The organism is Streptomyces sp. NPDC057486, assembly GCF_042802415.1.
GTDB lineage: Bacteria > Actinomycetota > Actinomycetes > Streptomycetales > Streptomycetaceae > Streptomyces > Streptomyces yanii.
In genome coordinates this window covers 35,445-58,633 of record NZ_JBHVEE010000009.1, presented here as the reverse complement: position 1 = coordinate 58,633, position 23,189 = coordinate 35,445, and the positions used below count along the sequence as shown (strand labels likewise).

At 67.3% G+C, this 23,189-nt stretch carries 17 protein-coding genes and 4 pseudogenes; 11 read left to right on the top strand and 10 right to left on the bottom strand.

Annotated features, from left to right (window positions below; genetic code table 11):
• Nucleotides 1-25: 25 nt before the first annotated feature.
• A complete protein-coding gene (locus ACFU6I_RS07090; RefSeq protein ID WP_384362551.1) occupies nucleotides 26-1,150 on the bottom strand; it encodes a Dyp-type peroxidase in 1,125 nt (374 codons plus the stop codon).
• A 986-nt stretch (nucleotides 1,151-2,136) separates the two neighbouring features.
• Between ACFU6I_RS07090 and ACFU6I_RS07085 the strand changes: the two genes are divergently transcribed.
• From ACFU6I_RS07085 to ACFU6I_RS07065, 5 genes are all read left to right on the top strand, one after another.
• A complete protein-coding gene (locus tag ACFU6I_RS07085) occupies nucleotides 2,137-2,514 on the top strand; it encodes a hypothetical protein (protein WP_384362549.1) in 378 nt (125 codons plus the stop codon).
• Nucleotides 2,515-2,819: 305 nt separating this feature from the next.
• Nucleotides 2,820-3,857, top strand: coding sequence for an alpha/beta fold hydrolase (locus tag ACFU6I_RS07080; protein ID WP_384362663.1), 1,038 nt, complete (start codon nucleotides 2,820-2,822; stop codon nucleotides 3,855-3,857).
• 232 nt (nucleotides 3,858-4,089) lie between these two features.
• On the top strand, nucleotides 4,090-5,520 hold the full coding sequence (locus ACFU6I_RS07075) for a selenium-binding protein SBP56-related protein (RefSeq protein WP_384362547.1): 1,431 nt from the start codon (nucleotides 4,090-4,092) through the stop codon (nucleotides 5,518-5,520).
• Nucleotides 5,521-6,291: 771 nt separating this feature from the next.
• Nucleotides 6,292-7,602 (top strand): preprotein translocase subunit SecY, encoded by a 1,311-nt coding sequence (secY, locus tag ACFU6I_RS07070; RefSeq protein WP_384362545.1) that lies wholly within the window; start codon nucleotides 6,292-6,294, stop codon nucleotides 7,600-7,602.
• Between the two features lie 140 nt (nucleotides 7,603-7,742).
• Nucleotides 7,743-9,617, top strand: a complete 1,875-nt coding sequence (locus ACFU6I_RS07065; protein ID WP_384362543.1) for a glycoside hydrolase family 15 protein — start codon at nucleotides 7,743-7,745, stop codon at nucleotides 9,615-9,617.
• Nucleotides 9,618-9,727: 110 nt separating this feature from the next.
• Here the strand turns inward: ACFU6I_RS07065 and ACFU6I_RS07060 are convergent, their stop codons facing one another.
• Complete coding sequence (locus tag ACFU6I_RS07060; RefSeq protein WP_384362541.1) at nucleotides 9,728-10,729, bottom strand: helix-turn-helix domain-containing protein; 1,002 nt, start codon at nucleotides 10,727-10,729, stop codon at nucleotides 9,728-9,730.
• Nucleotides 10,730-10,883: 154 nt separating this feature from the next.
• Here ACFU6I_RS07060 and ACFU6I_RS07055 point away from each other — a divergent pair.
• The 5 genes and pseudogenes from ACFU6I_RS07055 to ACFU6I_RS07035 all read left to right on the top strand — a co-directional run.
• Nucleotides 10,884-11,037, top strand: a pseudogene (locus ACFU6I_RS07055) (AraC family transcriptional regulator); the annotation flags it as partial.
• 52 nt (nucleotides 11,038-11,089) lie between these two features.
• A complete protein-coding gene (locus tag ACFU6I_RS07050) occupies nucleotides 11,090-11,506 on the top strand; it encodes a VOC family protein (RefSeq protein ID WP_384362539.1) in 417 nt (138 codons plus the stop codon).
• The gene (locus ACFU6I_RS07045; protein WP_384362537.1) at nucleotides 11,503-11,628 is read left to right on the top strand and encodes a hypothetical protein; all 126 of its coding nucleotides are present in this window, start codon (nucleotides 11,503-11,505) and stop codon (nucleotides 11,626-11,628) included. Before ACFU6I_RS07050 ends, ACFU6I_RS07045 begins: the two co-directional genes overlap by 4 nt.
• Before the next feature lie 250 nt (nucleotides 11,629-11,878).
• On the top strand, nucleotides 11,879-14,263 hold the full coding sequence (locus ACFU6I_RS07040) for an ATP-binding cassette domain-containing protein (RefSeq protein WP_384362535.1): 2,385 nt from the start codon (nucleotides 11,879-11,881) through the stop codon (nucleotides 14,261-14,263).
• 78 nt (nucleotides 14,264-14,341) lie between these two features.
• Nucleotides 14,342-14,494: pseudogene (locus ACFU6I_RS07035) on the top strand (VOC family protein); the annotation flags it as partial.
• 871 nt (nucleotides 14,495-15,365) lie between these two features.
• Here ACFU6I_RS07035 and ACFU6I_RS07030 read toward each other — a convergent pair.
• The 6 genes and pseudogenes from ACFU6I_RS07030 to ACFU6I_RS07005 form a co-directional block, all read right to left on the bottom strand.
• Nucleotides 15,366-15,524: pseudogene (locus ACFU6I_RS07030) on the bottom strand (transposase); the annotation flags it as partial.
• A gap of 93 nt (nucleotides 15,525-15,617) precedes the next feature.
• Nucleotides 15,618-15,980, bottom strand: coding sequence for a DUF1330 domain-containing protein (locus ACFU6I_RS07025; protein WP_384362533.1), 363 nt, complete (start codon nucleotides 15,978-15,980; stop codon nucleotides 15,618-15,620).
• Nucleotides 15,981-17,087: 1,107 nt separating this feature from the next.
• The gene (locus ACFU6I_RS07020) at nucleotides 17,088-17,660 is read right to left on the bottom strand and encodes a hypothetical protein (protein ID WP_384362531.1); all 573 of its coding nucleotides are present in this window, start codon (nucleotides 17,658-17,660) and stop codon (nucleotides 17,088-17,090) included.
• Nucleotides 17,661-18,659: 999 nt separating this feature from the next.
• A complete protein-coding gene (locus ACFU6I_RS07015; protein WP_384362529.1) occupies nucleotides 18,660-19,337 on the bottom strand; it encodes a hypothetical protein in 678 nt (225 codons plus the stop codon).
• Between the two features lie 204 nt (nucleotides 19,338-19,541).
• Nucleotides 19,542-19,748, bottom strand: coding sequence for a DUF5988 family protein (locus ACFU6I_RS07010; protein WP_384362527.1), 207 nt, complete (start codon nucleotides 19,746-19,748; stop codon nucleotides 19,542-19,544).
• 317 nt (nucleotides 19,749-20,065) lie between these two features.
• On the bottom strand, nucleotides 20,066-21,157 hold the full coding sequence (locus ACFU6I_RS07005) for a PP2C family protein-serine/threonine phosphatase (RefSeq protein ID WP_384362525.1): 1,092 nt from the start codon (nucleotides 21,155-21,157) through the stop codon (nucleotides 20,066-20,068).
• A gap of 92 nt (nucleotides 21,158-21,249) precedes the next feature.
• Between ACFU6I_RS07005 and ACFU6I_RS07000 the strand changes: the two are divergent.
• Nucleotides 21,250-21,646 (top strand): annotated as a pseudogene (locus ACFU6I_RS07000) (DUF427 domain-containing protein); the annotation flags it as partial.
• 159 nt (nucleotides 21,647-21,805) lie between these two features.
• On the opposite strand, the gene ACFU6I_RS06995 reads toward ACFU6I_RS07000, so the two are convergent.
• On the bottom strand, nucleotides 21,806-21,994 hold the full coding sequence (locus ACFU6I_RS06995; RefSeq protein ID WP_384362523.1) for an antitoxin: 189 nt from the start codon (nucleotides 21,992-21,994) through the stop codon (nucleotides 21,806-21,808).
• Between the two features lie 94 nt (nucleotides 21,995-22,088).
• The gene (gene hypE / locus ACFU6I_RS06990; RefSeq protein WP_384362661.1) at nucleotides 22,089-23,186 is read right to left on the bottom strand and encodes a hydrogenase expression/formation protein HypE; all 1,098 of its coding nucleotides are present in this window, start codon (nucleotides 23,184-23,186) and stop codon (nucleotides 22,089-22,091) included.
• Nucleotides 23,187-23,189 lie beyond the last annotated feature (3 nt).

Below are 23,189 nucleotides of genomic sequence, written 5' to 3'. Positions count from 1 at the left end.
TGCCCGGCGGCGGGATCGGATGAGGTCAGGTCAGGAGCCGGCGGGCGTAGTAGTCCTTCTCGTCCTGGACGCCCGGAAGTGCGAAGAAGTAGCCCCCGCCCCGTGGGCTGATGAACGGCACCAGTGCTTCGCCTTCCAGCCGGGTCTGCATGGCGGTGTAGGTCTTGAGTCGTTGCTGGAAGCAGACGAACGCATGCCCCATGTCGAGTTCCGGCAGGTTGGGGCTCCGGTCGTAGTCGTAACTGCGACGCAGGATGGTGCTCGTCGCCGCGGTCTGCGGAGTCTGGGGATTGGCAAGACGGATGTGAGAGTTCAGCGGGGTGATCAGGCCCTGCGGGTCGTTGGTGTAGACGGGGTCGAAGAATTCCGGGGCGTTCTCGCCGACGGCGTACATGGGTGCGCCGCTCGCCTTGCGGCGGCCGAAGATCCGCTCCTGTTGGGCGACGGGCACCTTCTGCCATGCCTCGATGAAGAAATGCACGATACGCACCACGTGGTACGTGCCACCCGCGGTCCAGGCCGGTTCGGCGCTCTTCGGCTGGACCCAGACCACCTGATTCATCTGGGCGCCGTCGGAGACGGACGGGTTGGAGATGCCGTCCTTGAAGCCGAACCAGTCGCGGCGGACACCGACCGGACGCTCCGGATTGCGCTGGCCGTCGATGCGCCAGCGCAGCTTCATCGCGGACTTGGTATGCGTCAGGATGTCGAGCAGTGCGTGCACCGTCGTGTCGCGGTGATCAGCGCAGATCTGGATCAGCAGGTCCCCCTGGCTCAGCGCGGGGTCCAGGTCGTCATGGCGGAAGGGAGTCATCGTGACGAGTTGGTGCGGCTTGCGCGACTTGAGTCCGTAACGGTCGTCGAAGAGGGACGCGCCCACTGCGACCGTCAGGGTGAGACCATCCGCCACGACCGTGGGTCCCAGGATGCCGTTGTCCGTCGGCGGTGCGGTCGGGGACGCCTTCGGTGGTCTGCCGCCCGCCGTGAGGAAACGGGCTCGCGAGGTCAGCGTGCGGAACAGCTCGGTGAGTTTTGCTCGGCTCGATGCGGTCACGTCGAACGAGACGAAAATCGCGTCCTGCTGGGGCAGAGTGGCGATGCCTGCCTGGTGATAGCCATGGAACGGGATCACACGAGATGCCGGTCCCATCTTGGGAACAGCCACTGTGTCGGCGTACGCCGCACCGCTGCCCAAGGCCACCGCGCCGGCCGCTCCGGCCAGGCTCGCGGCGGCACCGTGAAGAAACGACCGCCTGGCAAACGCACTCGCCGGACACCCTTCGCCGCTCCACCCTTCATCCGGGGTCGTGAATGTCTCGTCAGCCATCGTTCCCCTCAGGCAGGAGCCAGGTGGCAAGCCGCACGCTCTTGCCGCGATCGGATTCCGTGGCCCGGCCCGGCCCAGCAGAGGACGCCCCTAAGGGCTGCCCCAACCGGCGCTTGAAGGACCTTCAGTTTCATAACTGTCCACAAAACGGAATATATGCGACATCCTTGCTCGCGCCACTGGGAAGTGTGGCTCGAAGTAAGGGGTTTGGATCGCGTACTGAGGCGTCGGCCGTACCCGCGCGCTGTCACTGTGAGGCAGGCAGCGCGGCGACTTCTCGACGACCGGATCGCAGACCGTCGGCCGTCCCGCAGAGCTCCCCCGGACGGCTGACGGGCAGACCGGTGACTTCCGGAAACAGCTCAGTCGCGCCCGCAGGGACGGCTTGAGCTCCTTGAGTCGGGCCGGCAGACCGTTGACGAAGGGGGCTGCGGCGTCCGCCCCGTCGTGGTCTCGCCGGAGGGCGCCCCGGAAATTCGATGGGCGTGTCCGAGTCGGCATCAGGTGTGCTCCAGGTGCCGCATCCCAGCCGTCCGAAATGCCTCCTGACGTGATGAAGACCGGATTCGTGCGGCAGCCGTGGCGGCCTGCCTGGCCACCTCGATGTCTTTCGCCCCGGTCGTCGAGACCGTGGAGGCCACCGGACCGACCCGGACACCTGCAATGCCGTCAGATCGTGACGCCCAACCGCCCGTGCGGCGCGTATGCGTCGCACGTGAGACTCACGGCTGTCCCGTAATCCCTGCTCGAAGCCAGGCCCTGTGCTGAACAGCCCAACACCACAAGTGCGAGTTCCGTATCCTTATCTGATGGCCTCAGACCCACTCGCCGTGGGCGCCCTCGCCTTCATAGGAACCGGATTGGTCACGGCCACGGGGTTCCGGCAATGGCGGCGAACCCGGATTCGAGACGCGCGGGAGAATTTTCGCACTCAGCGAGTGGAGGCCCTGAGGAAGGTTCGGGAAGCACTATCCGATCTTGAGGAAGAACAACGTACGTCCATCCTCGGCCATCCCGCCTCAGTCGCCGCCGGATCAAGCAGAATCACCCAGGTAAATCTCCTCCTTCTCAGGAATTCTCCGTTTCTTCGTCCGGACGAGCAGGAGTGGGCACAGTCCTTCGCGCATCACGTGATGGAGATCGACACCCCGGTCCGGCAGCAGTACGCGAAGGTCAGCCCGATGTGACCTGGTGGGCCGGTACTGAACTACAGCCCCGCGAGTCAAGCATCGTGGCCATGGCCGCGCAGGAGCTCGTGAAACTGCGCGCCACCACCGAGCGACCGACGGGCTCGGCGGTACGGACTCGGCCCGCCATCCGGCCCTGACCTCGACACATGCCCGAACAGGTCTCCGTTGCTCCCCAGTCTCTTGAGCGACTGCCGGGGATGGTCGCTTCCCGTCCCGGCAAAAAGGTCATTCACCCGCCACGTCCGTTTTGACCACTCGTTTGTCATGCGTGAGCGTATAAAAGCCTTCACAGAAAGGTGACGATCATCGACAGGCGGACATTTTCCAAGATTCTCGCCGTGGGGACAGCCGGAGCCTCGCTGTCGGCGCTCACGGCGACATCGGCCTCGGCACCCGACCGGGAAAAGTCGACGGTGCACCCCGTGGGTAGGCCGGGGAACACGTCTTTCGGCACACTGAAGCAGATCAATGCCGGGGTCCTGAACATCGGGTACGCCGAGGCCGGTCCCGCCAAGGGTCCCGCGGTCATTCTCCTGCACGGCTGGCCCTACGACATTCACAGTTATGTCGATGTGGCGCCCTTGCTGGCCGCACGGGGTTACCGAGTGATCGTCCCGTATCTGCGCGGCCATGGCACGACGCGCTTCCTCTCGCGGAAGACGTTCCTGAATGCCCAGCAGTCGGTGTTCGCCCTCGACCTCATCGCGCTGATGGATGCGCTGAAGATCGGGAAGGCGATCCTGGCAGGCTTCGACTGGGGGTCACGGACGGCTGACATCATCGCGGCTCTCTGGCCCGAACGCTGCAAGGCGCTGGTCTCGGTGAGCGGCTATCTGATCACCAACCGCGAGCGCAACAAGAAGCCGCTGCCGCCGGAGGTCGAGTGGGCGTGGTGGTATCAGTACTATTTCGCCACAGAAAGGGGTCGGCTCGGCCTTGCGAAGTACACGCATGATTTCGCGAGACTGATCTGGAAGAACGTCTCCCCGACGTGGCATTTCGACGACGCAACGTTCGACCGCACTGCGGCGGCCTTCGACAATCCGGATTGGGTCCCCATCGTGATCCATAACTATCGCTGGCGCCTCGGCCTGGCCAAGGGCGATCCCCGATACGACGGTCTCGAAGAACGACTTGCCCAGAGCCCCGTCATCACGCTGCCCACGATGACCCTTGACGGTGAGTTGGATCCCTTCACTCCCCCCGGGGATGGCACCAGTTATCGCAGCCACTTCACCGGCCCGTACGCCCACCGGACCCTCAAGGGCATCGGCCACAACGTGCCGCAGGAAGCCCCGAAGGCCTTTGCCGAAGCGGTCGTCGAAGTCGACGGTTTGTGATCGCGCCTCCTTGCACTCGGCGCCGCCGCTCTCGGGCGTGCCGGAGGCGAGGCACGCGCCGAGGCCGGCCCGCGCCGCCACGCTGCCGCCTTGGCAGTGCTTCGGGGCTGTGAAACGCTGATTCAACGGCATCAATGTCCGGCGTCTGCACATCGATCTCGAACGGGTGAGCCCGACTGCCTGTCGGGAGCCCCCCCCAGGTCCAGGCTCCCGTTCGGGAGAAGGAACAGCCATGACGACGACCGATCACGCTCATGACCGCGACGACCACAGGGACCCCACCTTGTACCGCACTCCGGCGGACGCCGTCGCCGCACCCCCGGAGAAGCTCGCCTACGTCGTCGGTTTCGACCCGACCGCACAGCGCGCGGACGCGTTGTTCACCGTCGGCACCGACCCCGAATCCCCCGAATACGGCCGTGTGATCTCCCACGCCGAGCTGCCCGATCCGGGCAACGAACTGCACCACTTCGGCTGGAACGCCTGCTCGAGCGCGCTGGCGCATGCCGGTCATCATCACGCTGCGCGGCGCTACCTCATCGTCCCGGGACTGCGCTCTTCCCGGCTGCACGTCTTCGACACCGGCCCCGATCCCGCCCACCCCCACCTGGTCAAGGTGGTCGAGCCCGAGGAGTTGGCCGCCAAGGCCGGATATTCGCGTCCCCACACACTCCACTGTGGCCCCGACGGAATGTTCCTGTCCTGCCTGGGCGGCGCGGACGGTGCGGACGGGCCTGGCGGCGTCGCGCTGCTGGACCACGAAAGCTTCGAAGTGCTGCGCGCCTGGGAGAGCGACCGCGGACCGCAGCGGCTCGCCTACGACGTCTGGTGGCATCTGCGCCAGAACATCGCCGTGACCAGTGAGTGGGGGAGCCCTTCGATGGTCGAGGACGGCCTTGTGCCCGAACTGCTGCTGGGTCGCCAGTACGGCCACTCACTGCACTTCTGGGAGCTGGACTCCGGCCGGCACCTGCAGCGCGTCGATCTGGGGGATGAGAACCAGATGGTGCTGGAGCTGCGTCCCGCGCACGACCCCGAGGCAACGTGGGGGTTCGCAAACACCGTGATCGACGTAGAGGATCTGTCGGCGTCCGTGTGGTTGTGGAACCGGGAGGGCGAGGACTTCGTGGTCCGCAAGGTGATCACCATCCCTGCCGAGCCTGCGCAAACGGCGGACCTGCCCCCGGCGCTGCAGCCGTTCGGCGCCTTGCCCCCGTTCATCACCGACATCGACCTGTCGGTGGACGACCAGTGGCTGTACGTATCCGCATGGGGAACCGGCGAGCTGCTCCAGTACGACGTGAGCGACCCGTTCCGTCCGAGGCAGACCTCGTCCGTGCGTCTTGGCGGCGTCGTCGGCCGACAGCCGTTTCCCACCGAGCCGGATATTCCGCTGACCGGCGGAGCGCAGATGGTCGAGCTCAGCCGCGACGGGCGGCGCGTGTATCTGACGAACTCCTTGTACTCCGCCTGGGACGCGCAGCTCTATCCCGCGGGCATCGACCCGTGGATGGTCAAACTCGACGCCGACCCCTCGCACGGCGGGCTCTCCGTCGACAGCCGCTTCTTCCCGCACGGCCAGGATTTCCTCGGCTTGCGCGTGCACCAGACGCGCCTGCAAGGCGGCGACGCCTCCTCGGATTCGTACTGCTACCGCCGCTGACCACTCAAGCTCCGCCGGCGCCCGCGGCGGTTGCCGCCCGGGGTTACGAAGAGAGCCATCAAAGACCTGGTCGTCCGACTGCGGGGCAGCGCGCGCCCGGCAGGTGCAGCCCATCGAACGGGCCCAGCCCTGCTCGGACAGCATGGGCACAGCTCGGACGGCGGTTTCCGTTCTCATCCCAGGGGGACCGGCCGAATTCGTGAAGGCCGAGATCGGAGTGGCCACCTCGCCTCACCGCTGAATCGCAGCGTCTCAGCCGTTCGTACCAAAGCCTGCGAGCCATTCGCAGGAGTTCCGGGCGCAGACGGATCAGGCGATCCACCGACACGGGGAGCCCACATCGTTGCCCTGGCGGAACCCTCGGTGTGGGGTCGTGGGACTCCTGGAACACTTCAGCGACTCGGACGTGACGACCGCCCGGTCGAAGAAGATCCGCACCGTCTCGAAGGTCGCCGAGCTCCCGGAGGCTGCACGGCACAGAGTGATATCCGGTCCGGGGCGATCGCGTACGCAGTCCGGTCGAGTTGCGCTCTTCGATGTGCAACCTCGTGCTGCAGCGCTGCGTGACTTTGAGGTTGTTCGTTGGCTTATGCACGTCGAGTTCGACTCAAGTGGTGACGACTTTGTGATCGTGGCACGCTTCGCACTACGGGACAGCCCTCAGCGCAGCCATATGTTCCGACGAGGCGTTCCCCGGTCGGAAATTGCCGATACGGCCGTCCCTCGACACGATCATCTCTGACTCGCCGGCGCAGAGGCGAAGGAGGCATCTTGCCCACCGCGATCGTCCGTGTATTCCGGACGCCCGAACTGCGCAACAAGGTGCTCTTCACGCTCGGCATGATCGTCCTGTACCGCTTCGGGGCTCACATCCCGATCCCCGGCGTGAACTACGGGAACGTCCAGGCCTGCGTCAATGCAGCGCAGGCCGGCAGCAGCCGTCTCCTCGGCCTGTTGAATCTGTTCAGCGGCGGGGCACTGCTACATATCGCGGTGTTCGCACTCGGCATCCTGCCGTACATCACAGCGAGCATCATTCTTCAGTTGCTGACCGTCGTCATCCCGAAGTTGGAAGCGCTCAAAAAAGAGGGCGCAGCGGGGCAGGCGAAGATCACCCAGTACACGCGCTATCTCACGGTCGCGCTCGCCGTACTGCAGGGCACAGGCCTGGTCGCAACCGCCCGGAGCGGCGTCCTGTTCAGCGGCTGCCCGGTCGCCTCGAACATCGTGCCGGACAAGTCGATCTTCATGACCGCCGTCATGGTGCTCACCATCGCCGCAGGTACAGCCTGCGTGATGTGGCTGGGCGAGCTGATCACGGACCGCGGTGTGGGCAACGGCATGTCGATCCTGGTGTTCGTCTCGACCGCGGCAACCTTGCCCGGCACGCTGTGGGCCATCAAACAGAACGGCAAGATCGCCGGTGGCTGGGTCAACTTCGGCAGCGTCATCGCCGTCGGATTCGTCATGGTGGGCTTGGTCGTCTTCGTCGAGCAGGCCCAGCGTCGCATCCCGGTGCAGTACACAAAGCGGGTGATCGGCCGGAAATCCTACGGTCACGCATCCACATACATCCCCATGAAAGTCAACCAGGCAGGCGTGATTCCGGTAATTTTCGCGTCGTCGCTGCTGTACATTCCACAGCTCATTGCACAGTTCTCCAGTTCGACCTCGGGATGGAAGGCGTGGATCGAACGCAACTTCGTCGTGGGGGACGACCCCTACTACGTAATCGCCTATTTCCTGTTGACGGTCTTCTTTGCATTCTTTTACGTGTCGATCACGTTCAACCCCGAGGAAGTCGCAGACAACATGACGAAATACGGTGGCTTCATCCCGGGAATCCGAGCCGGCCGACCCACCGCCCAGTACCTGGGCTATGTCCTCAACAGGATGACATGGCCGGGAGCTCTCTATCTTGGGGTGATCGCACTGGTGCCAACAGTCGCCTTTGCGAGTTATGGCGGTGCCAGCAGCCTCAGCGGAACAAGCATCCTCATCATCGTGGGTGTGGGTCTGGAAACGGTGAAGCAGATCAACAGCCAGCTCCAGCAGCATGATTACGAGGGATTCCTCCGCTGATTCCCGAACCTCCTTTCCCGCTCCCCCGCATTCCAGGACGCATGGTTCTCATATCAGGGGTCGGGCTACGGCAGGACAGGCGTCACCACTCAAGCCGGTGAATAATGAGACAGGAAGAGGCGCGTCGTCGCTGCGCAGAGGTGAGGAGCGACCCGGGAGAAGTTCGTGCGACTCGGCCGCCTCCGGGTGAGAGGACCATTGTGAGTGACCAGGCCATCTCCGACTACGCGCTGCTTTCCGACTGCCAGACCGCCGCTCTGGTCAGCAAGGAGGGATCGGTCGACTGGCTGTGCCTGCCCCACTTCGACGCCAGTTCGGTACTCGGCCGGATCCTGGGGCCCGAGGCAGGACACTGGTCCCTCCGACCGGCCGACACCTTCACCGCCGAGCGACGCTACCTGGAACGCACCATGGTGCTGGAGAGCGAATTCGCCACGCCCGCGGGCACGGTGACCCTGACCGACGCCCTTGCCTCGGGCTTGACCGAGCGAGGGCATGAGCTGGGGCAGAATGCCCCCCATCTGCTCCTGCGCGTACTCACGTGCACCGAGGGCACAGTCCGAATCACCGGTGAGTTCGCACCCCGACCCGAGTTCGGTCTGGTCAGGCCCCTCCTCATCCCCATCGACGGTGGACTGCGATGCCACGGAGGACCGAACACGCTAGGACTGTCCTCGCCTGTTCCGTTCATCGTTTCCGACGCGGCACGCTGCCATTTCACGATGCACGCGGGCGAACAAGTGGCTTTCGCGCTCCAGCACGTCCCGGCAGGCGGCATCCCGACCATGTGGAGCCAGGGCGAGATCCTCAGGCACCTCGATGACACCGTTGCCGGGTGGCGCTCGTGGTGCGCACTTCATCAGAGCTACCGCGGCCCGTGGCACGAGCTGGTCCATCACAGCGGTCGAGTCCTCCAGGCGCTGACCTTTCAACCGACCGGCGCGATAGTCGCAGCGCCGACCACCTCGCTGCCCGAGGAAGTCGGCGGCGTGCGGAACTGGGACTATCGCTACGCCTGGGTCCGCGACGCATCGCTCACCCTTGACGCGCTGTGGGTGGCTGCCTGCCCGGACGAAGCCGAGGCGTTCTTCCGCTGGATGGCACAGGCGGCCGCAAGAGCGCCGGGTTACTGTCGTGAACTCCAGATCATGTTCGGCATTCGCGGTGAACCGGATCTGTCCGAACGCGAATTGCCGCATCTGCCCGGATGGCGAGGCAGCCGTCCGGTACGGGTGGGCAACGCGGCATGGCAGCAGCGCCAGCTCGACGTGTACGGCGAACTGCTGTCAGCTGCCCACCGGTTGCGCGAACACCTGCCGCAACTGGACGCTCCCACGAAGGCGTTCCTGGCCGACGTCGCCGACTCTGCCGCCGCACGCTGGCGCGAACCGGACCAAGGAATCTGGGAGATGCGTGGCGGGCCACAGCACTTCCTCTACTCAAAGCTCATGTGCTGGGTCGCGCTCGACCGTGGACTGGCCCTCGCGGAGGAGCTTTCCGCCACGGACCGGGTACCTGCCTGGACAGCAGCAAGACAGGAGATCCGGGCGGCGATCGAGGAGAACGGCTGGAGCGAGAAGGCGGGCGCCTACACCCAGGCATTCGGCTCGGACGTGCTCGACGCATCGGTACTGATGATGCCCATCATGGGCTTCGTCCGTGCCGACGCACCACGGATGCGAACCACGATCGACACCATCCGCGATCGGCTCACCGATCCAGAAGGCTTCGTCTATCGCTACCAGGTCGCGGATGACGGGTTGCCCGGCCGTGAGGGATGCTTCCTCCTGTGCACCTTCTGGCTCGCCGAGGCCATGGCCCTGGCGGGGGACGTGACTGCCGCCCGTGACCTTTTCGACCAGGCTGTTTCCTGTGCGAACGACGTCGGGTTGCTCGCCGAAGAGATCGATACCGGCAGCGGTGAGATGCTCGGCAACTTCCCCCAGGCACTCAGCCACATCGGTCTGGTCAACGCCGCGTGGGCGATCTCAGAAGCCGAATCGGCAGCCGACTGAACAGTCTCCCGGACCCTCACGCCCACGTCTGCTCACACGTTGCTTCGTCCTGCGGTGTCGGCAGGCCAAGGGGCGGGGGATGCGCGCTCATATGGACTTCCCTGGGGGCGCTACATCCAGTTCCGGCGGGCGGCCTGCCACGCCAGCTGCATCCGTGTGGTCGCGCCCGCGACGGCCATCATGGCCTGGATGCGTCGCTGCACGGTGCGTCGGCTCAGCCCCATCTGGCTGGCTATGGCCTTGTCGGCCACACCTGCGACAAGGAGTGACAGCAGCTGACGATCCGTCGCCGACAGCTCGTGTCCACGAGCGGCCCCGTCCGTGCCGTCGACCGTTCCCGACTCACTCACGTGCAACGGTACGGCGTCCACCCAGTAGCGCTCGAACAGGGCGACCAGGGCCTCCAGGAGGTTGCTCCCGCGGACCAATGCCGTGGTCGGCTCTTCGGAGCTCCCACCGGGGCCGCCCGGCACCAGGGGACAGATGGCAATGGACCGGTCGGCAACGGCCAGTCTCAGCGGAAGGTGCGGGACCGCACGGGCCATCTCCCCCGCTCGTACGCCGTCGGCAACGTTGTCAACAGCACCGGGGTCGTCGAAGAACGCCCGTTCGTACAGGACGCGGTAACGCACGCCCCGGGCGAGAGCGTCGAACTCGGCCTGGTTGCTTCCCGAGGGCATGGCCACGTACTGCGCCTTGCAGAACCACAGCATCTCGTGGCGCGTACTGTCCTGGATCTGGCGCAGATGCTGGCGCAACCCTTCGGCGCCGGTGATGACTTCGATCAGCTGGTCGGGGTCCCTTCGACGCCTGGTACGCCGGTACGTCTCCAGCAGATCGGTGACCGCCGCGCGGGCCTGGTCGAGGGAGTCGGACTGCCTCTGGAGGTGCGGCAACAACGCGACGTCCGGAGGGTTGGCGACGAAGCTGCGGGGCGTGCGGTCCGTCCCGCTGGCCAGCCCTTTGGCTTTGAGCGCCGCGAGCACGCGCTCGACTTCCAACGGCACCAGACCGGATTGCTTCGCAATGTCGTCAGCCGACGCGGTGGGCATCGTCACGAGAGTCCGGTAAACGGCTTCCTCAGCCGGGGTGAGACCCGCTGCCTCCAGCATCGTGTTCCTTTCCGCCCCTGCTGACGGCGTACAGGGTGAGAGGAGGAGTATGCCGGAAGCGCCCGACAACCGTGCCTTGCCGGAAGGGGATCGACAACAGGCAACCGCACTATACGCCTGACCCGGGTCCCATCGGGCCAGGTCCTGCCGCCGTACGGACGTCTGCTTCGCAGTCGGTTGTACATCGCCGGGGTCGTTCAGCCTCTCGCTCCACCGAACCGGTCGGCGAGAGCCCGAGCGCGTACCAGACCTGCTGCCATGACGAGGGCGCCGCCCTCCCGGCCGGTGTCGCCCAGATCCACACGTGACCGGTCAGGAATGGAGAAGCGAAACCCGGCCCCCATCCGTAGCGTGAAACGCATGGACATCAACCTTTCACAGTGCTTCATCGCCGTCGACGACCACGACAAGGCGCTCGCCTTCTACCGGGACGTTCTCGGCCTGGAGGTGCGCAACGACGTCGGGTTCGAGGGGATGCGCTGGGTGACCGTCGGCTCGCCCTCGCAGCCGGACGTGGAGATCGTTCTCGAGCCGCCGCTCGCGGACCCGAATGCCTCGCCCGAGGACAAGAAGGCCATGGCGGAACTGCTGGCGAAGGGCCTGCTGCGCGGTGTCATCTTCAGGACCGACGACTGCGACGCCACCTTCGAACGCATCCGCGCCGCGGGTGGCGAGGTGCTGCAGGAGCCGATCGACCAGCCGTACGGCGTCCGCGACTGCGCCTTCCGCGATCCCTCCGGCACCATGCTGCGCTTCAGCCAGCCTCGCAGGCAGTGAGCTCCGGTCCCACGGACCGGGAGCCACCCGGCCGACGAACCCCGCGCCGCAGCCCGGCCCCGCGCGAGGTGAACGAGATCCCCGACCGCGAGCCGATGCGCGACGGCCGCTGGTTGCTCTGACGCCTCCGCCGGGCGCGCCGCGGGACCGGGTACCGAAGGCTTCATGGGCCGAAGCGGCGTGGCTGCCTTGGTTCTTGCGCCGAGCGCGCCCCCGGCCGACACCGCCGATCTGGTAGACAGCGGACCGTTGCCGCAACCGCGCCGACGAAGGAGAACCGGGAGTACTCCTCGAAGCTGGTCAGATCGAGCCAGGTGACGCCGACGGAGACCGCGAAGGCGGCCCCACCCAACAGATGGAGACACGATAAGCATGGCCAAGAGGACGGACACGCAGTCGACTGCGCTGCACGGTGCCGACAGCCACGATCTGATCCGCGTGCACGGCGCGCGCGAGAACAACCTCAAGGACGTCAGCATCGAGATCCCGAAGCGCCGGCTGACGGTGTTCACCGGCGTCTCCGGCTCGGGCAAGAGCTCTCTGGTGTTCGACACGATCGCCGCGGAGTCGCAGCGGCTGATCAACGAGACCTACAGCGCCTTCGTGCAGGGCTTCATGCCGACGCTGGCGCGGCCCGAGGTCGACGTACTCGAAGGGCTGACGACCGCGATCATCGTCGACCAGCAGCGGATGGGTTCCGACCCCCGCTCCACCGTCGGCACCGCCACCGACGCCAACGCGATGCTGCGCATCCTCTTCAGCCGACTCGGCAAACCGCACATCGGCCCGCCCAGCGCATACGCCTTCAACGTTCCCTCGGTCCGGGCGAGCGGTGCGATCACCGTCGAGCGCGGTGCCAAGAAGGCGGTGAAAGCGACCTTCACCCGCACCGGCGGCATGTGTACGTGCTGCGAGGGCCGGGGCACGGTCTCCGACATCGACCTCACGCAGCTCTACGACGACTCCAAGTCGATCGCCGAGGGCGCGTTCACCATCCCCGGCTGGAAATCGGACAGCTTCTGGACTGTGCGGGTCTACGCCGAGTCGGGCCTCCTCGACCCGAACAAGCCGATCTGCAAGTTCACCAAGAAGGAGATGCAGGACTTCCTCTACCGGGAGCCGACCAAGGTGAAGGTCGAGGGCGTGAACCTCACCTACGAGGGGCTGATCCCCAAGATCCAGAAATCGTTCCTGTCCAAGGACAAGGAGTCGATGCAGCCGCACATCCGGGCGTTCGTGGAGCGGGCGGTCACTTTCACCACCTGTCCCGAGTGCGACGGCACCCGGCTCAGCGAGGGGGCCCGGTCGTCGAAGATCAAGCGGATCAGCATCGCCGATGCCTGCGCGATGCAGATCAGCGACCTGGCCGAATGGGTCAGCAGCCTCGACGACCCGTCGGTGGCGCCGTTGCTCACCGCCCTGCGGCACACCCTCGACTCGTTCGTGGAGATCGGCCTCGGCTACCTCTCGCTCGACCGGCCGTCGGGCACGCTGTCGGGCGGCGAGGCGCAGCGCGTCAAGATGATCCGCCACCTCGGCTCCTCGCTCACCGACGTCACCTACGTCTTCGACGAGCCCACCATCGGCATGCACCCCCATGACATCCAGCGGATGAACGGCCTGCTGCTGCGGCTGCGGGACAAGGGCAACACGGTGCTTGTCGTGGAGCACAAGCCGGAGACGATCGCGATCGCCGACCACGTCGTCGATCTCGGCCCCGGCGCCGGTACCGCGGGCGGCACCGTCTGCTTCGAGGGCACCGTCGAGGGGTTGCGGGCCGGCAACACCATCACCGGCCGCCATCTCGACGACCGGGCCGCCCTCAAGGACACGGTGCGGACGCCCACCGGAACGCTGGAGATCCGCGGCGCGACAGCACACAACCTGCGCGACGTCGACGTCGACATCCCGCTCGGGGTGCTCGCCGTCGTCACCGGTGTCGCGGGCTCCGGAAAGAGCTCGCTCGTGCACGGGTCGATCCCCGCCGGCGCGGGTGTGGTGTCGATCGACCAGAGTGCGATCCGCGGCTCGCGGCGGAGCAACCCGGCGACATACACCGGACTGCTCGACCCGATCCGTAAGGCCTTCGCGAAGGCCAACGGCGTGAAGCCGGCGCTGTTCAGCGCCAATTCCGAGGGCGCCTGCCCCAACTGCAACGGCGCCGGCGTCATCTACACCGACCTGGCGATGATGGCCGGCGTCGCCACCACCTGCGAGGAGTGCGAGGGGAAGCGGTACCAGGCATCGGTGCTGGAGTACCACCTCGGCGGCCGCGACATCAGCGAGGTGCTGGCGATGTCGGTGACCGAGGCCGATGAGTTCTTCGGCACCGGCGAGGCGCACACGCCGACCGCGCACCGCATCCTCGGCCGGCTCGCCGACGTCGGGCTCGGTTACCTCAACCTCGGCCAGCCACTCACCACGCTGTCCGGCGGCGAGCGGCAGCGGCTCAAGTTGGCCACCCGCATGGCCGACAAGGGCGGCATCTACGTCCTCGACGAGCCGACCACCGGCCTGCACCTCGCCGACGTCGAGCAACTGCTCGGCCTGCTCGACCGGCTCGTCGACTCCGGCAAGTCGGTCATCGTCGTCGAGCACCACCAGGCGGTCATGGCGCACGCCGACTGGATCATCGACCTCGGTCCCGGCGCCGGCCACGACGGCGGCCGGATCGTCTTCGAGGGCACACCCGCCGACCTCGTCGCCGCCCGCCGCACCCTCACCGCCGAGCACCTCGCGGCCTACGTCGGCAACTGACCGAGACTCTCCCGGACGCCGTGAGACGAGTTCTCTCCTCTGTTCGAACTCGCCCCACTCGGTGTCCGACAACGACGCTTCAGGACCGATGACTGCCACGCCACCTTCGAGCGCATCCGCGCCGTGGGTGGCGAGGCGCTGCGGGAGCCGATCGACCGGCCGTACAGCGTCCGCGACTGCGCCTTCCGCGATCCCTCCAGCGCGATGCTGCGCTTCAGCAGGCCTCGCAGGCGGTCGACTCCGGCCCCGCGAACCGGGCGCTCCGACAATGCGGCAAGGTGCCGTGGCCGACGCCGTGTGTCCGCCGGGAATGACGGGCCATCCCTCATCACCGGCCCTCTTGTCCGCGCCGCGGGCCCGGCAGACGGACTCTTCCGGAACGCTCTGGCGAACCGGCAAGGTGACGTCCGTCCGGAAACCCGGAACCCGGAGGAAGAGGAACGGAAAAAATGATGCCGGGCCACGCGAAGAGATAAGGCTCAGCCAAGTAGCGCCAGGTTTCATGGCTGCCGGCATAGGCGGCTCGAGCAAATCCCCAAGGGGCCCCTCCGCCACCCGTTGGCCACCGATGCTCCGCTGTGGAGAAAGTCTCACACTCTCCATCTGCATGAGTCTTCCTGGAATTTCGCATACGGGAATTACTGCTCCAGCGATCACGTCTACCGTAGATTGCGAGAAAGCACTCCAGCAGGGTCGTCATTTCACGTACTCCTCACCCGGGATCGCTTCTCACCTCATCGGTGCATCACGGATCACTACAGCGGTGAAGCGGCACACCCTCCAAGCAAACCCCTCAGACGGACGGCAGCGACGGCGCCGAACAAGCCGCAACTTCCGGTGAGCCCGTGGATCGGTGCGGTTACGCAACATGGGCGGCCATGCGGGACCTTGAATTTCGGCACCACACATCCATCGTCGCACTCAACCCGCCACATTTCGCGCTCCAAATGCAGCGCACCCCGCAGGCAGGGATGTCGTCAATGCAGAAGCGAATCGACGTGGGTCCACCCTCTGGGCCGGCACCGCCGGGGCGTCGAGCGGTCGACGGCCCGGCTCGTCGGCTGCCGTCGTCTCCGTCACCGCTGTGAACGCAACGCCGACCCCTTGGCGGACGGCCCCCGGGGGCCGGGCATACGGGGCGGGACTGTGCGACGCGGGAAACCGTCCGAACGCGTCCGGCGCGGCACCTGCACCGGCAGATCCTTCAGCAGGAAGCCCGGTGGGGTTCGTCGTATCCGGCGTCCACCACGATCAGGACGTCAACGCCCAGGTGCCGAGACCATCGAGATCGGCGTGCGGCCGGGGTAGCGCAGGTGAACCGCCCGTCTCTCGGCCCAGTCCGGCACCGGCCGGATCAGCTGCCGCACTCGGCGGCCGCAATCGTCGCACGGAGCTGCTGCGCGTAGCCGGCAGCCGTGAAGTCCGAGCTGACGCCGTCGACCAGGACCAGATCACTGATGGTCCGGTCCGTGCGCAGATGCATGATCTTCTGATACTCCGGCGAGTTGTACCACGCCTGCGCCGTCTCCATGTCGGGGAACTCGATCAGCACCACCGAGCCCGGCCAGGCACCTTCGAGTACCTGCACCTCGCCGTCAATTGCGAGCCACTTGCCTCCGTAATGCGCCGTGGTGGCCTCGACCTGTTCCAGATATTCCAGATTCTCCTCCTCCGGCACGCCGGGGATGCGCAGGTGATTGACCAGATACGTCGACATGGATACCTCTCCTCGTGGCGATGTCCGACACCGGAGGCGCCGGATGCCCAGAGCACCACGCCCCGACCGGTCCCGGCGTGCCCCCTCCGCGGCAAGACCGTCATTGCAACGCACGGACGGCGACCGGAAGGACCGGCCGATCCGTGCGACACCGTGCCCTTCCTCTTCCAGTCTGCTCTCGAACGCCTGGGAAGCACCGCCCGGCAGTGGGAGCGCCGACAGGAGCGGGTCGCGAGCGTACGTCTCCTGCGGGAAGTGGCAGTGCTCGCCGACGACGGAAAACTCGGTCCCCTGATCGACCCGCGGCGTCACCCTCCCCACGACCGCGGAGACCCACCGGCCGTGGAGGGCGGCTCCGCGAGGGGCAAGGTCGTCATCGGCCCCGAAATCCTGGTGATGCAGGTCCAGTTGCGATCGAGAGCCTCGTCGTCATGGGCCGGGTGCGCAGCACGGTGGCGGCTGCGCGACCGACGGCCACGAGCCCGCGGCAATCACCGATCGCGCCGGCGGGCTCCTGGCCTGCGGGTTTCTCGAACCGGCCGGCGCCTCAGGCATGTGGTGCCTGTTCGAAGCCGAGACGCCGGCCGGTCCCAAGGGGAGCAGGCCCACCGGGACGCGGCATCCCGCTCTGCCGACACGACCCGCGACGGCGCGCCTGCTCGTTCTGTGGGCCCTCATTACGCCTCACCGGAAACCTCGCAGCCGGTTTCGCGAGGCTTCAGCGGTCCGAGTCCGCCCGGCGTGACATGGGGCACTCGGTCAGGTTTGTTCGGCCGATCTTCGTGGGCCCGCGTTATCCGGCGCGGCACCTCGCCGCGTTGTCGCAATCGCCCACGTACACCCAGTACGAGGACGATCCTCCACCGTGCGATGCACCGCACCGTACGCCGCAGGCTGATCCACGAAGATCGACCGGAGAGGACCTCACGCCTGGCATGACGAGGCGGATGCATACGGCACCGAGCGCGGTTCGCGCAAGTGTGCGCCGGTCGGGGACCGGATATCCGCCGAGGGGTGTCCTTCGTGCGGGAAACCCCGGCCCGATTCCGACGGGCCGGGGTTTCCATGTCATGCAGACCCTGCTCTACCAGCTGTGGAGGTGGCCCCTCACCACTCCCTGTCGTAGTGGTCCCGGACCACCCGGAAGCTGCCGACGACACCGTTTTTGACGAACACGCCACCGCGGATGTGCTGACGGGTGAAGACACCGTTGCTGGTGCTCCAGGGACCGACCGTCGCAACCGGGGAACCGTTGTCGCAGGTCGCCCCGCGGAAGAACTCAACGGTCCGGCGGCTTTCGTTACGGATGTTGAAGCTCCGGGCGCCCAGACCGCTCACCACCGTGATGCAGCCGTCCTCACCACGAGCCGAGTAGGAGCGCTCGTTGATGAAGATCCGGCCCTCCTCCTTGTAGCCGAAACCACCACGCTCGTTGCCACCACCGTAGCCGCCGCCACCGTAGCCGCCCTCGTTCCCCTTGCCCTCGTTCCCCTTGCCCCCGTTGCCACCGTTGCCACCGCCTTCACCACCGAGCGGAGCCGCGTCGGGGGCGGCCTGCTGAACAGACGGAGCGGCCTGGGGGGACCCGGTTGCCGAGGCGTAGGTGATGCCGGTGGTGGCGAGGACCGCTGCGCCCGCTACAGCGGCGGTAACGGCGAAAGTACGCGTACGCGTGGCCATGTCACTTCTCCCTGCTCTCAGAGACGCCGGCTGGGCAGCCGACCTGTGACGAACGTACTGACAGCCTGATTATCTGTCATATCGGGCATATCGAAGGCATGGCACCAGAGAGCCAACCGGGTGTACGCACGGCATGGATCGCACGGCGAGTTCAGATCTGACGCTTCGTCAAAAAGTAAGAAAACATGGCTATCTGGCACATGATTAGGCTTTACGGGCGACATCCTGACGCCCGCTCACCCTGTCGGCAGCACGCCGCCGGACTCCGGCACACAGAAAACCCTGACCCCCGGCACGCTGAAAGGCCGTCATCAGCGTCCACCGCGCAGCGTGGAATCCTGCGGCGACCGATCGCGTCCCCTCCCGCACCAAGACCGCGACAGCACGCCGAGCACGCCCTGCCGGAGCCGGCCATCGCGGCTTTCTCACGACTCGGCGCGCCGACGGCGCGGTGCCAATCCGGCCGCAGCCCCGTCCGGGCCATCGGCACCATGCCCGTACAGCGGTTTTCGGTACGCCCACGACGACAACGCGTCGGGTCACCTGCCGGACACCACGTGGGCTTGAGGCGTGGCGACCTGCGGCATGCGGTGCCAGGGCAACCTCCGGGCCGTCCGCAGACACCCCGCATCACCACGGGCAGGCATCGCCGGGGCGGTCTGGGCGGCACCCCTGCCGCAGGATCACCTCATGGACCGTGGCGCCCGAGGAGACCCGGAATTCGCCGGCGGAACAGGGATCAAGGCCGGCGGTACGCGCCCGGAGCGCCTTGGGGCGGATGCATCGCGCGTGAGACCAGGCGCTCCTGAGGTGCGCCGGCTGCACGGCGTTCTTCCGGGGTGCCGTCTTCGGTCACAGCCTGCCCGCCCCAGCACCGCGCAGTCCGCCCCCTCATCCGGCTGACGACATGACCGGAGAGTCGCTCCCTACGGGCGGAGGCCGTCGAACGTGATGTTCCGATGAGGAGCACCCACAGGCCCCTGGGGGCCGGGACCACCGTCAGGACGCATCCGCGGCATCGGGCCCGGTGGTGCCACTGACCACGAGAATGTAGCCGCTGACGACCAGGGACCAGGCCGGGAAGACCAGCTCCGCCCAGGCGATGTCGGGCACCACGAAGAGCAGCGCCAGGGCGACGAGGAGGCCCAGAAGGGTGAGCCACCGCGGAAAGACCCCGAGGCGATGCCCCAAGGTCGATGTCGTGAGCGTGAACACCGCAGCCATCCGCATCGCGTAGTCCGTCAGCATCGTGTACGCGAAGTGGCGACCGAAGTCCCAGGACGGCAGCCCCGGGTCGTTCCCGGACGGGACTCCGACGGACAGCACGCCTGCCGCTGCCGCGGCCGCCCCGAACAACGAGGCCACGAAGATCAGCCCGCTGCCCAGAAAAACGGTGGTGACGAACTTGTCCTCCGCCTGCTCGACGTGGGAGCGCAGCACTCCCACGAACCACAGAAAGAAGATGCCCGCGAAGGGGACGAGGGCGAGCGCCGTCCTTACCGCACTCCGGCGCGACGGATCGTTGAATCCTTCAGCGGTGACCGCGCCCTCGTCCTCGGGGATCGCCAGCCGGATCAGGATGATGGCGGCCGCGAGCAGCACCGCGAAGACAACTCCGGCCAGCCCGGCCGCCCGCGGAGTCTGCAGCGCCTGCCCCTTCCTCCCTCGTGGCTCCATGAGCGCTCGCTTCCTCTCCCTGGGGGACCCTGGGACCAGCAAGCAGCCGCCCGCCCGGTCACGCCACCGGAAGGCGGCCGAACGGCATATCCCGGCGGACTCGTCGACAGTGCGGGAGCCTGGCGGGAGATGCGCACGCGTCGGTCGGACGGACAGTGCGTACGTATCGGACGAGCGGGCGGGAAGCCCGTACCGGTGTGGCGCCTATCCCGGGATTTCCGTGCGTTCCCACCATTCGTAGATGGGCAATTGACCCTCGGCGGTCTCCTGGTGACGCGTCGTTGCCTTGAAGTGCTCGTACCCACCGCGGAACGGGATCTTGAGGTCCGGCACGGGTGTGGTGAGGGGAACGATCCGGTCGGGAAGGTCGTCGGGGCCGCCCTCGAGGACTGCCTTCGCTGCATTGGTCATGACGAAAGTCTCCCCGGACAGGGGTCCGGCTCCTCCGTGACGCGCCGAAAGGCCCGCTCCGCGTCCCCTGCCGGTATCTCGGCAGCAGCCCCGGGTGGCGGAGAGGGACCCGGTGGCGCCCGGAGGACGGGCTCCGGCGCTCGCCCAGCAGAGGCGACGCCGGTCGACGGCGGTTCCTCGGCCTCCATGGATTCGCCGCAACGCGACGCGCCCCTGGGCGCCCCCGACCTGCGGAAGCGCGGCAACATGTCGGCCGGCCTCGGACGGGGACTTCGGCAGTCCCTGGTCGCCGGTCCGCGGCCCGCCGAAGACCCACGTCACGCGTGCGGGCGGTGCAGGGCCAGAAGCGCCTGGTCGTCCTGGCGTCCGCCGCCCGCATGACGTCGTACGTCGCGGACCAGTGCGTCGAGGGTCTGTGACGGCGTGGCGGATGCTCCGGTGCGCGTGCCGCACCGGAGCAGGATGGGCAGTCGGGTGGCAGCGTCGTAGAACGTGCCCGCGGCATCCCTGGCTTCGGTGATTCCGTCCGTGTAGCAGAGCAGGGTCGATCCGGGCGGGAACGAGAAGCTGTCGATGGGGAAGCCCCAGTCGCCCAGCGTGATCATCCCGAGGGGCGGCGCCTCCTGCGAGGGTTCGAGGACCGTGGCCGTCCCCTGCGGGTCGAGGAGCAGCGGCGGTGGATGGCCACGGTTCACCACTCGCACGACGTTCAGATCGGTGGAGAACTCCGCGACCAGAGCGGTGGTGAAGCCCTCCTGCTGCTCCAGGCCCCCGCGCCGTCCCCCCTCGCGCACCAGCGCACGCTCCAGCGCGAGCACGAGCTCACGGAGGTCCTCGGCCTCGTCCGCGGCGTACCGGAAGGCGCCGATGTCGGCGCAGACGGCGTTCACCGCACCCAGCCCCTTGCCGCGCACGTCCCCGACCATGAGGCGGGTGCCGTGCGGGGTGCTCTGTACGACGTACAGATCACCACCGATCATGGCCTCGTTCTCGGCGGGCACATAGCGTGCGGCGATCTCCAGACCGTCCAGCCGTGACGGTGGGCGGGGCAGAACGGCGCGCTGTGCCACGGCCGCAATGTGGAGTGCGCGCCTGGTTCTGGCGTTCTGACGGTGCAGAGTGCGGTTGATGAGGACGGCGAGCACGGTGACGGCGAGAAGAGTGACCTGATTGGCGACGCCGCGGTGCCAGCCGAAGGTGCCGTCGACCCTCGTCAGTCCGGCGTGCACCACCATCGACACGAGGCCCACGGCGACAATGCCCCCGGGCATCAGCAGCGGAGCGGCCGAGACCGGCGCTGCCATCAACAGCGGGGCGGACGTCACATTGGGCGGTGTCGCCAGGTCGGTCACCACAGCCAGCACGATGACACCGACAGGGATCCACGGGGCTCTGCTCTGCTGCACCACTCCCCCACGTTCCACGGAAGGCGCGCGCGCCGCATCCCGGACGGCGCGAAATGTGTCCCGTGCACACGGGGCATGGCCACCTCCGGACGGCCCCGTACTCGCGCGTGGACGCGCTCCGCAGCTCTCGGCACCTGCAGATCGAGATCGACGGAACTCCGGTCGCGGACACACGCGGCCCGGTGCTCCTCTTCGAGACACTCCTGCCCGTCCGCTACTACATCCCCCGCGAGGACGTCCGCCTCGATCTGTTCACCCCGACCGGCCTGCGTACGGGATGCCCGTACAAGGGGACGGCCGAGTACTGGTCCCTGACCGACACGGACAGCGGCGCACCAGCACAATGCCGCATGGAGCTACCCCGACCCCATCCCGGCCGCGGTGGCGGTCAAGAACCTCATCGCGTTCTACGACGAGGCCGTCGACATCATCGTGGACGGCGGGCGGATGGAACGCCCGGCCAACGGCTTCACCCGGCGCCCGGGCCCGTGAGGACGCGCCGCATCGGGCTCGTGCGAGCCCGGTGCGGCGTCGTCGCCCCGGAGTCGGTGCCCGCGCACGACTCGTACGCATCCTCCAACGGCAGCGGGAACGGGATGTAAAGGATCACCGTCGGGCGTCCGCGCGATCCACAGGAGCACGGCGGCGTGGTCAGGGCTGCGGCGGCCGGTCCTGCTCCGAACCGAGCTCGTCCTTGAGCTTGTCCTGGGCCGTGTCGACCTGGCCGGTGTACCTGCCCTGCGTCTTGGTGTCGATGGCGTCACCCGCCTTGTCGATGCCCTTTCCCGCCTGGTCCTCGTGGCCCTTCAGCATGTGCTTGATCTTGTCCATCATGGACATGGGTGGTCCTCCTCAGCGAGTCGCCCCCACCTCTCCAGGGTCGCCACACGACGCCGCTCTCGCATCCGCGCGAGCGGCCCGCAGAACCGTCGGATCAGCAGATCCGCGGCAGCTGCTCCCCGATCGGCAGGTCGACCACACGCGTCCCACCGAGCCCGGTGCGGGCCACGACCATGCCGGGATGCGCCTCCACGGCCTCGCCGATCACGGTCGCCTCCGCTCCCAGCGGATGCGCCCGCATCGCCTCCAGAACGGCTTCGGCGTGCTCACGGGGGACGAACGCGACGAGTTTGCCCTCGTTGGCCACGTACATCGGGTCCAGGCCCAGGACGGCGCAGGCGTTGGCCACGGCCGGCGGGACCGGAACGTTGCGCTCCTGAATGACGACACCGGTGCCCGAGGCCACCGCGATCTCATTGAGTGCCGCGGCCAGTCCGCCACGTGTGGGGTCGCGCAGGACATGGAGGTCGGGGGTGACCGCGAGCATGGTCTCCACCAGCCCGCCCAGGGCCGCGCAGTCGCTCTCGATCTCCACGCCGAACTCGAGGCCCTCGCGCACACTCATGATCGCCACGCCGTGCACGCCGATCGCACCGCTGGCGATCACGACATCGCCGGGGACCACTCGCTGGGGACGCAGATCGACGCCGGCCGGGACGAGGCCGATCCCGGCGGTGTTGATGAAGATGCCGTCGCCGTGACCGGCGTCCACGACCTTGGTGTCGCCGGTCGCCACCTCGACGCCCGCTCTGCGCGCCGCCGTGCCCAGCGCGTTGGCCACGCGTGCGACGACCGAGAGCTCGACGCCCTCCTCCAGGATGAAACCGCAGGAGAGATAGGCGGCCCGGGCTCCGCTCATGGCCAGGTCGTTGACCGTGCCGTTGACCGCGAGGTCACCGATGCTGCCGCCGGGGAAGAACAGCGGCCGCACGACGTACGAGTCCGTGGAGAAGGCCAGCCGTGCGCCGCCCAGCGACACCACGGCGGAGTCGGCCAGTTGCGCGAGCACGTCGCCCCCGTAGGCGGGCGCGAAGACGTGCTGGACCAGTTCGGCCGAGAGTGCGCCACCGCCGCCGTGGCCCATCACCACTCGCGGCTGGTCGCGCAGGGGTGCGGGGCAGGTCCATGCCGTGAGGTCGAGTACGGGCGCCTCGCCGGGGACGCCCGCGGTGGCGGTGACCGTGGTGTTCAGTGC